This is a genomic window from Nonlabens dokdonensis (assembly GCF_002162835.1).
GTDB lineage: Bacteria > Bacteroidota > Bacteroidia > Flavobacteriales > Flavobacteriaceae > Nonlabens > Nonlabens dokdonensis_B.
Genome location: NZ_MAAX01000088.1, coordinates 1 through 10,129, shown reverse-complemented (window position 1 = coordinate 10,129; position 10,129 = coordinate 1). Strand labels below are relative to the sequence as shown.

Here is a 10,129-nt window from a genome sequence, read left to right as displayed (position 1 = left end):
GTTGTAATATTTTATATTTTTCAAGGTATCATTGGTGCAAATGATATCAGTTTTAATACCATTTTTATCACTATTAAAGAACGTTTGTACTCTTATGGTATCACCTACAAACGTTTTGGATTTAATATTTCCATTCTTATAATAATCAATCACAATCTCTTCATTCGATTTTTGATGACAACTAGTCACTGTGATAATAATTAAAATTATTTTAAATAATGTATGAATAATTCCTCTCATTTTTCTGCAGGTGTTATCGTGATTGAATCAATTTTAATGGACTCACTTTCTGCCCAATTAGATCTCAACAGTTCTCGCTTTAGAGCTCTAGCCTTTACTTTACCATAAGCTTTAGCTCCGCCTTGAGGCTGTCCGTTATTGCCGTATGGCGTTAGATTATATTCAGTATTATCATCTCTGTAATCTTCAACTAGTTTATCTGCAGCAGTTGAAACGTCAATAATACTCTTGGTAGTTTCGCTAGTTTGTTCCATTATTGTTGTACCATAATCGGCTCCTTCTTTGAAAATTAATGCAAAATTCTTTTCTTGATTAAGAAGCTTTGCCGCGTCTGGTCCTTTGCGTGTAGGCCCAAATTTACTTCTAGAAGTTCCAGGGACTGAAGGTATATCCTTAGCCTCCAATGAACCTTTGCTATCTCCTTCAGATTGTGTTGAACCTTCATTGGAATCATTGTCCCCCCAAATTCTTATTCCTTCGCCAACATGATTTTCTATCTTATCAATTACAAATTGTAATGAAATATCTATCATAATAAGCGTCCTCTGAGCTTTATCTTCTATTCTTTCAGTTAAAGGTGGATCACATTCCTCTCCAGGAGGACATGGTGCCATCCCATCAGGATCCATATAATAAATAGGATTATCAAATGCATAATTATAAGTACTATGGCGTCTCATCTGTTCAGCAAGAGGATCAATGTTCATCCAACGTCCTAAAGCAGGATCATAATTACGAGCGGTAATATCAATCCATTCTAGTCCAAGTTCGTCCTGTTCCTCTTTATTCCCGTAACCGTATTTATGATCACGTCCAGTAATCAAGTTATTATACCCATTATGTTTAAGTCCAAATGGATAGTAGTTATTCTCTTCTTTGATCTCAGAGCTGTCTACAGCGCCGTTATTATTGATGTCTTGATAGGAGAGTCTAACGTTCCCTAAGTGGTCCTTATATTGGTATACATAATCAAAGTTTGATCCATTTTTTTCGACATAGCCTTCTGCATGAGAAAAGAAAGAGAGTTTTTCTCCAGAATTATCTTTTTCATAAATGTAGTTGCCTGCATAGGAAGTTGAAAGGTCTGCTACCGCATTTACTAAGGGAATTGTTAAGAAGATTTCTTTCTTTAACTTCACACCAGTAGCATCGTATGTGTATAGTATACTACCTCCATGGTCAAATAATACCTGAGTTGGTAAATTCAAGTGATTATAAGTAATAGACTGAATATCTTTATTGTTGTCCCTAGTCATGTTGCCATTTGCATCTCCATAAATATAGTTATTTCCAGTGAATCTATCTTTAAATCCACCATTAAAAGTATTACTTGAAGCATCATCTGCTGCATCTGTCACGTCTATCAGCTGGTTACTTTTAGGACTATATTGTTAAGTCAGTTTATCGACATAATCCATACTTTGATTATTCTGAGCGTTCTCAAAAAGACCAAATCTATTAAGAGTGGTGATGTTACCATTTTTATCATAGTCAACATTATTTATAGAATAATTCTCCAACATTCCAGATCCTTGATGCAGTGTACCACCTCGAAATGTATTACGCTTTCGCGAAAGCGAGAAACAAAAAAAGCCCTTCATTTCTGAAGAGCTTTTTATTCTGTGCGGATGACAGGAATCGAACCTGCACGCCGTGAAGCACTAGATCCTAAGTCTAGCATGTCTACCAGTTCCATCACATCCGCAAAACCAGTATTCCCTATTTGGGACGGCAAATATACATACTTTTAAGATATTACAAATTCTTTATCAAATAAATTTTTATCCTTTCTTATCTTTACCTCAAACACATTTTACATGAACACTAAATCTTACGTAGATCAACATAAAGATCGATTTATAAACGAACTCATTGAATTACTAAAAATCCCATCTATCAGTGCCGATGCCGCTTATAAAGACGAGGTGATCAAAACGAGCCAAGTCGTAAAAAAAGCTCTAGAAAAAGCTGGTTGTAATCATGTAGAAATTTGTGAGACTCCAGGCTATCCTATCGTTTATGGAGAAAAAATAATTGATAAAAACTTACCTACTGTACTAGTTTATGGACATTATGATGTACAACCACCAGATCCTGTAGAATTATGGGACAGCCCACCATTTGAACCTGTAATTAAAACAACAGAGCTGCATCCTGAAGGAGCTATTTTTGCTCGAGGCGCTTGTGATGATAAAGGGCAAATGTACATGCATGTCAAAGCCATGGAATACATGACTGCAAACAAAGAGCTGCCTTGCAACGTTAAATTCATGATAGAAGGTGAAGAAGAAGTAGGAAGTGAGTCTTTAGGTTGGTTCCTGGAACGTAATCGTGAAAAACTTGCAAACGATGTCATTTTAATATCTGATACCGGAATGATCGCAAAAGATGTTCCTAGTATTACAACTGGTTTACGTGGCTTGAGCTATGTAGAAGTTGAAGTTACTGGCCCTAATCGTGATTTACACTCTGGTCTTTATGGTGGTGCTGTTGCAAATCCTATCAATATCTTATGTGATATGATTGCACAACTCCATGATGAAAACAATCACATCACTATTCCTGGATTTTATGATAAGGTAGAAGAATTAAGCACTGAAGAGCGCGCAGAAATGGCAAAAGCGCCTTTTTCTCAAAAGGCTTACAATAAAGCCTTAGACATATCGCAAGAGCATGGTGAAAAAGGCTACACTACAAATGAGCGCAACAGCATAAGGCCTACTCTAGACGTAAATGGAATTTGGGGTGGTTATACTGGTGAAGGTGCAAAAACGGTGATCGCAAGTAAAGCATTTGCAAAAATATCAATGCGACTAGTGCCAGACCAGAACTGGCACGAGATAACAGAATTGTTTCAAAAACATTTTGAAAGTATAGCGCCAGATAGTGTGAAAGTTAAAGTAAAACCTCATCACGGTGGTACTGCATATGTAACACCTATCGACTCATTAGGTTACAGAGCAGCTAGTGCAGCATACGAGGATACATTTGGAAAAACTCCTATACCTCAACGTAGCGGTGGTTCTATCCCGATTGTGGCATTGTTTGAAAAAGAATTAAATTCCAAATCTATTTTAATGGGCTTTGGTCTGGACAGTGATGCTATTCACTCGCCTAACGAGCACTTTGGTGTGTGGAATTACTTGAAAGGTATTGAGACCATACCTCACTTCTACAAACATTTTACTGCAATGAGTAAATAAGAAAAGAATTATTAAAATTAAAAATCCCATTCAACTATTGAATGGGATTTTTTTTAACTCGCTTTCGCGAAAGCGTACTAAATTTAATTAATAGCTAGATTTAAAGCTACCGTAAATATCTGACCTGTACCACTGAAACGTTCTACCCAAACCTCTATGTAATCATTAGGCTCTAGGTCAAAAACACCTACAATAGGCACCGCGCTGATATCTCTTATAGTGGTAGCACCAACGGTCGCGCCGTCTGGTACCACCTTCCACACACCAGTTTGATCTATTACAGTAGGAACAGCATCTCCAGATCTACCTCTCGCAATATAAAATATGTATCTATCTCCTGGTGTATTACCTTCAAAAGACACACTAGCCGAAACATTAAAGAATCGTTTTTTCTTACCTTCATATACAACTCTATTATCACTTGAACTTGAAAAACGAAACAAATTATTTGATGTAGTAACTCCTGCTAATTTTTTAGGGACACCATTAGAAGAAAAAGTAGTGGACGCACCGCCACCGGCAGTAAAATTAAAATTAATATCACCTACAGCTTGCGCGTCTGTTTCTAATGGGATACCAGAACAATTTACATTCCAATCCTTAGTAAAATTAAATCCTGAATAAGTACCAGTAGTATAAGGATCAATTAACGTTCCGGCACCTACAAAACTAAGTTGTGATAGTGTGGCATCATTTACAATCGCAGGATTTGCACTTACATCAATACCTGTTTCCATATTATCTGCCTCGATACGTCCACCATTCATTTGAAGATTTGTAAACGAACCTAACAGCTCCATGAAAGTTCCCGTATTTGATGATGTCCAAAAAATATTACTGACAAAAAAACTATTAATATCGTTTATAGTAAAACCATCATCATTATTTACATATTGTGTGACACTCAAAAACACGATACTTAGACCGTCTAAAGTTCCTACCTTGCTAGCGTTTGATACAATTGTATTATTGATAAGTAACAATTCTCCAGGCGTAGCATTAATATCAAATAATTGTGTTTTAGTTCCAGCAGGTAAAGAACCTGATAAAGTTAAATTACGTAATCCTCCACCTTTAGATCCTTCAAAAAGACTACCGCTAGAAACATTAATCAATACATCTTCAGATGAATCTATCCCTTCTATATAAGCGCCGTTCAAATCAATTGGAAAATCTACTAATATGGTACCATTTATTTCATATAAAAAATCCGTATTTAAAAGGTATTTAGTGTTTCCACCAGCGACTAATTCATCTGCAAGATCATCTATACTTTTAATACGTTTAAAATTAGAACGCCTTTCAGATTTTGCTAGATAATCCCATTCTGTACCATCAAAATATTGAAAGGCTTCAAGAGTAGTATCATAAACTAGTAATCCTGTAGCTGGGTCTATTATATCGAGACGGCTAGTAGAATCCATTCTAGGCGCTAAAAACCCTTTATCATCAGACATGATGTCTAACATCGCACTAGGATCTGGTGTGTCTGTATTTATTCCCACTTGCCCTAAAGTGATCCCTGTTATTAATAAAAATAATAAAGTAATTTTCCATTTCATAATTCATCCCTTTATTACTAAGATAAAAAATCTCTCCTGAGGATATTCTTTAACTTCTAAACCTTTGATAAAAACCGCACCGTTTTTATATCTTTATTAACGTTTTTTATGACAATTAGTTAATTAATATGGTATTACATCGATTTAAAGGCATATAATTTAACCTTTGACATAGTAATTTGTAAGAAAATAGAGGTTGTCCGCTTTCGCGAAAGCGAACTATCAATAAACAATGTAACATAATAAAAAACAGATCGTCAGATAGCTGTCATCTTACTATCCATGATTTTTACCCAAGAACACCAACCGCACTGGAAACTATCTTCCCGCCTGTCATTTAGATTTATTTTTTTATTCTTAGTGGTATTCATTATTATGATGCCAGCGAGATATCTTTTGAGTCCCGTGCTGGTTTGGATAGGAGAAAACATTTTTGAAACGTCAGGCAGGTTAGAACTGGAGTCTACAGGAAGTGGAGATGATACTATGGCGTGGCTCTCTTTATTTCTGCAATTTGCAGTAGCCATTGTAGGGTTTATTATATGGTCGGTATTAGATCGTAGGCGATCTTCTTATAACGATTTGTTTTACTGGTTCCGTACCATACTACGTGTCTTTGTTTCATTTTTTATGATTTTATACGGCTTTGCAAAAGTCTTTCTAGTGCAGTTTAATGAACCTTCTCTACTTGATTTACTGCAACCTTTTGGAGACATGTCACCTATGGGTCTTGCATGGGCGTATATGGGCTATAGTCCAGCATTTGAAGTTTTTACAGGTTTACTTGAGGTCATTGCAGGCTTTTTACTCATTTCTAAACGTACACAAACCTTAGGGGCACTCTTTGTCGTAGGTATAATGACACACGTAGCAGTCATGAATCTATGTTTTGATATTCCGGTTAAAATATTTTCCATCCATCTTGCCTTAATGGGATTAGTATTGTTATTAAGTGATATAAAACGATTTCAATATGTGTTTTTTAGGAAACATAATATAAAACTCTCTACAGATTATCGACCTATTAACCCAAGATTTAATAAAGCCATAAGAGTTTTCAAGATTTGCAGCTTGAGTTTTATCATTTTAGGAGCGATAGCTTTGAGAGGTCTTATCTATCTGGAACAAAGAAAAGACCAAATTAGAGATGAATTTTATGGTATCTGGGAAGTAGAAACTTTTATTAAAAATGGAGATACTATACCACCGCTTACTACCATTGATGATAGATGGCGCTACATGATCATGGAAACTAAAGGCAGTACAGTCGTTAAAAAAATGAACGATAGTATTGATTTTTACTATTTCAAAGTAGACAGTATTAAAAATTCTATTTCTATTTATAAAGAAGATAATACTGAAGCTGCTAACAATTTTTACATTGAACAAAAGGATAGTCTTCACCTTAAAATAAAAGGATTACTCGATCAGGATTCTTTAAAAATACATTTAAAAGCTATAGATTTAAAGGATTTTACACTTATTAACCGCGGTTTTCATTGGGTAAATGAAACACCATATAACAAGTAATTCATATTTATAACTGTAATAATATCATTTAGTTACAGATGTTTTATAAAATTTCACATTTAATATTATTTTACTTTTTTATCGCATTTTATCACCTCTACACTTGTAGAATTAAAATATTACTCTACATTTGTAGAGTTCGTTCTAAAAATGTAGAAATGAAATTATCTAAAACTGAAGAAGATCTTATGAGTCATTTATGGAAGCTTGAAAAAGCTTTTATGAAAGATTTATTAGAAGAGTATCCTGATCCCAAACCTGCTACTACAACTATTGCAACACTGTTAAAACGTATGACAGATAAAGGCTTCGTAGGTTATGAACTGTTCGGTAAAAGTAGGCAGTATAGACCTCTGGTTAAAAAAAGTGATTACTTCTCAAAACATGTTAATGGGTTGATTAAGAACTTCTTTAACGATAGTGCGTCACAATTTGCCTCATTCTTTACTAAAGAAACCGATTTAAGTAAAAAAGAGCTGGAAGAACTTAGAAAAATCATCGATCGTCAAATTGAAAATAAGTAATTATGGAACATTTTTTAATTAATTCCTCCATATGCCTATTTGTTTTGTGGCTGGCTTATAAACTGTTGCTCGAGAATACATCATGGCATTCCTTTAAAAGATGGTTTTTAATCGGTTCTTTGATAATTTCTTTGTGTATTCCATTCATTGTAGTAGAAACGATTGTGATACCTATTGAGCAAACTTCATTTGCAGCTTATGATTTAACCGTTGAAGAAACTATTATTGAGGAAACTGCTTTAGAAGTGAATTGGTGGTATATTACATTGGGTATTTATATAATAGGTTTTGCGGTCATGTTATGGCGTTTTTGTAAAAACTTGAACTCTTTTAGAATCCAACACGAAGATAAAATCAGCTCTTATAAGACGTATCAGCTTATTTTACGCAATCAAGTAACCATACCTCATTCCTTTCTCAAACGCATTTTTGTCTCTAAAAAGGACCATGGAACCAACAAAATACCTGCGGTCGTTTTAGAGCATGAAAAAGCGCATTTAGATCAAAAGCACTCTCTTGACATTTTATTTATAGAATCTTTGATAGTGCTCTTATGGTTCAACCCATTGTTGTACATCATTAGGTATTCTATTAAGTTAAATCATGAGTTTCTTGCAGATCGAGTGGTATTAAATCAAGGAATTAGCACTACAGAGTACCAACAAACATTATTAGATCACGCCATAACCAGTTATCAACAGGCCATGGCAAACACATTTACCTTTCCCATTATTAAAAAAAGATTTCACATTATGAAAACACATACATCAAACACGAGCCTAGTCTTAAGAAGTCTAGCGCTCGTTCCTATTCTAGCTTTACTAATCATTAGTTGCGGTAAAGAAGAAACTGAATTTATAGAAATAGAAGAAACAGTCATCGAAGAACAACAAAATAACCGAAAGATAATTGCAGTTGACCCATCAGATCCTGAAGGAAATATAACTATAAACGGTGCGCCACATTTCTATAAAATCAAAGGGGATAAAATTGAGATTTATGATCAAAACGGTAATTTACAAGATTTTGAGAGTCAAGGCTATGAAATTGTAAAAGCCGATGAAATCATTGAAGTTGTTGAAGTATTAGAAAACTTAACTCTTGAAGATATTAAAACCTATAATCAATTAGCTAGAAAGCATGCGCAATACATGAAGCTCAACGATCAGTTGATTGTTTGGGAAAATGAAACCGCACACATGCAAACCATCTTCAATTCTATGAATGAAGAACAACGTGCTGCTAATGAACCATGGCCATTTACTGGCACACACTATGGTGTAGCATATAAACCAGGGCAAATTCCACCACCACCGCCACCAGCAGTTATAAAGGTGGTCACCTTTGAAGAAATAGAACAATACAACTCTTGGGCTAAGCAGATAAATGATACTAACAATGAGGCGAAGAAAACCGGAAGTAATGAATATGCTATCGTTAAAGCTAAAGACGTAAACACATATAAATCCATTTACGATAACATGACAAAAGCTCAAAAGAGTAACGCTCAGCCGTGGCCAGATCTTCCGCCGCCACCGCCGCCAGCTACACCAACAGCAAACTCTGGTTATATAAAAGTCGATGGAAGTATTTACCATTATACATTAAAAGAAAACGACAATAACTTTTATGATCGCAAAGGGAATATTATTGACGTTTATGGAAAAACAGTAGAATACGTTAAAAAAGAAGACCTACCGCCACCGCCGCCGCCAGCTGATCCTTTAGATTACATTAAAGATAAAGGTGATAAAATGAATTATTACATCGATGATGTAAAAGTAAATGCAGCAAAAGCAAAAGCCTTTATCCAAAAAAATGGAAAGAAAGGTATTGAGATAGGGCCTGTTAATGGAGTGTATTCTTTGAAGATGTATACTTCATCAGATGACAAAAGAGTTTACATAGATCAAAATCCCGATAACATTTACGGTCCTACCAGGTTAGATCGTGATTTAAAATGCTAGATTTTTCATATTTAATATAAGTTACCAAAGCCTCAAGATTATTATCTGAGGCTTTTTTAGTTTCAAAACATCTTTAAGAAAACATCTAGCCAATTCTGACATACAACGGAATTAGTGGAATTTAAATCTGCAAAAGTGTAACAATTCCCTAGTGTTCACGTTTATAAACTATAACCTCCTTATAAATTCTTTTCTTATGCAATCTTTTTTCATCTTTTGCAGCGGTGCTGATGCTGAGTTACTTGACCAGTGCAGCGCCGGCGAGCGTAACAAATATGCCGGTATAGGCGCTACCGTTTTCTTTACCGCACTTATGGCGTTTTTTGCAGCTAGTTATGCCCTATTTACCGTTTTTGACAGCTACTGGATTGCGACAGCCTTTGGTCTCGTTTGGGGACTTTTAATCTTCAATCTGGACCGCTATATTGTTTCCACGCTCAAGAAAAGTGATCGCAAAATCAATGAATTGTGGCAGGCTGCACCGCGTATTATTTTGGCGGTAATCATCGCTCTTGTTATCTCAAAACCTCTCGAATTAAAGATTTTTGAAAAGGAGATCGATCAAGTATTATTGGAAGAGAAAAATGCAATGACTTTAGAAAATCAGGAGCAAGTTGCCTCACTCTTTGCTGTTGAGGAGTCCGCTTTCGCGAAAGCGATACAAGAATTAAAATCTGAAATCACCACAAAAGAAGCCGAAGTTGAAGCACTTTACAACACGTACATCACTGAAGCTGAAGGAACATCGGGAACTAACAAGTTGGGAAAAGGACCAGTCTACAAGGAGAAAAGAGAAAAACACGACGCGGCACTAGCCGAATTACAAGCGCTGAAAACTACCAACGGTGAAAAAATCACAGCCATAGAATTACAACTTGCAGATCTTAATACAAAAGAAGCCACACAACTTGCAGCATCTCAACCTATCATAGAAAACTTTGACGGACTTATGGCTCGTATAGAAGCACTTAACAAATTGCCGTTTATAACATCATTCTTTATTTTCTTATTATTTCTAGCCATAGAGACCTCACCTATAATTGCAAAACTGTTATCACCTAAAGGTGAATACGATTACAAGTATGCAGAGCGAGAAGACCTTG

At 35.4% G+C, this 10,129-nt stretch carries 8 protein-coding genes and 1 tRNA gene; 5 read left to right on the top strand and 4 right to left on the bottom strand.

The genetic code is table 11. From position 1 onward, the window contains the following. Positions 1-236: 236 nt before the first annotated feature. From A9Q93_RS05475 to A9Q93_RS05465, 3 genes are all read right to left on the bottom strand, one after another. Positions 237-1,598 (bottom strand): RHS repeat domain-containing protein, encoded by a 1,362-nt coding sequence (locus A9Q93_RS05475; RefSeq protein ID WP_303686374.1) that lies wholly within the window; start codon positions 1,596-1,598, stop codon positions 237-239. A gap of 33 nt (positions 1,599-1,631) precedes the next feature. Beyond that, the gene (locus tag A9Q93_RS05470) at positions 1,632-1,841 is read right to left on the bottom strand and encodes a hypothetical protein (RefSeq protein WP_303686373.1); all 210 of its coding nucleotides are present in this window, start codon (positions 1,839-1,841) and stop codon (positions 1,632-1,634) included. Between the two features lie 22 nt (positions 1,842-1,863). Further along, positions 1,864-1,945, bottom strand: a tRNA-Leu gene (locus tag A9Q93_RS05465). A gap of 112 nt (positions 1,946-2,057) precedes the next feature. Here A9Q93_RS05465 and A9Q93_RS05460 point away from each other — a divergent pair. Further along, positions 2,058-3,443: a dipeptidase gene (locus A9Q93_RS05460; RefSeq protein ID WP_303686371.1), complete on the top strand. Its 1,386-nt coding sequence runs from the start codon at positions 2,058-2,060 to the stop codon at positions 3,441-3,443. Positions 3,444-3,526: 83 nt separating this feature from the next. On the opposite strand, the gene A9Q93_RS05455 is transcribed toward A9Q93_RS05460, so the two are convergent. Beyond that, positions 3,527-5,005: a cell wall anchor protein gene (locus tag A9Q93_RS05455; protein WP_303686370.1), complete on the bottom strand. Its 1,479-nt coding sequence runs from the start codon at positions 5,003-5,005 to the stop codon at positions 3,527-3,529. Positions 5,006-5,287: 282 nt separating this feature from the next. Between A9Q93_RS05455 and A9Q93_RS05450 the strand changes: the two genes are divergently transcribed. From A9Q93_RS05450 to A9Q93_RS05435, 4 genes are all read left to right on the top strand, one after another. Then, positions 5,288-6,535 (top strand): DoxX family protein, encoded by a 1,248-nt coding sequence (locus A9Q93_RS05450; RefSeq protein ID WP_303686369.1) that lies wholly within the window; start codon positions 5,288-5,290, stop codon positions 6,533-6,535. 158 nt (positions 6,536-6,693) lie between these two features. Next, positions 6,694-7,059, top strand: coding sequence for a BlaI/MecI/CopY family transcriptional regulator (locus A9Q93_RS05445; RefSeq protein WP_303686368.1), 366 nt, complete (start codon positions 6,694-6,696; stop codon positions 7,057-7,059). A gap of 2 nt (positions 7,060-7,061) precedes the next feature. Then, a complete protein-coding gene (locus A9Q93_RS05440) occupies positions 7,062-9,026 on the top strand; it encodes a M56 family metallopeptidase (RefSeq protein ID WP_303686367.1) in 1,965 nt (654 codons plus the stop codon). Positions 9,027-9,222: 196 nt separating this feature from the next. Beyond that, positions 9,223-10,129 (top strand): DUF4407 domain-containing protein (locus A9Q93_RS05435; protein WP_303686366.1); only part of this gene is annotated, 907 nt, incomplete at its 3' end.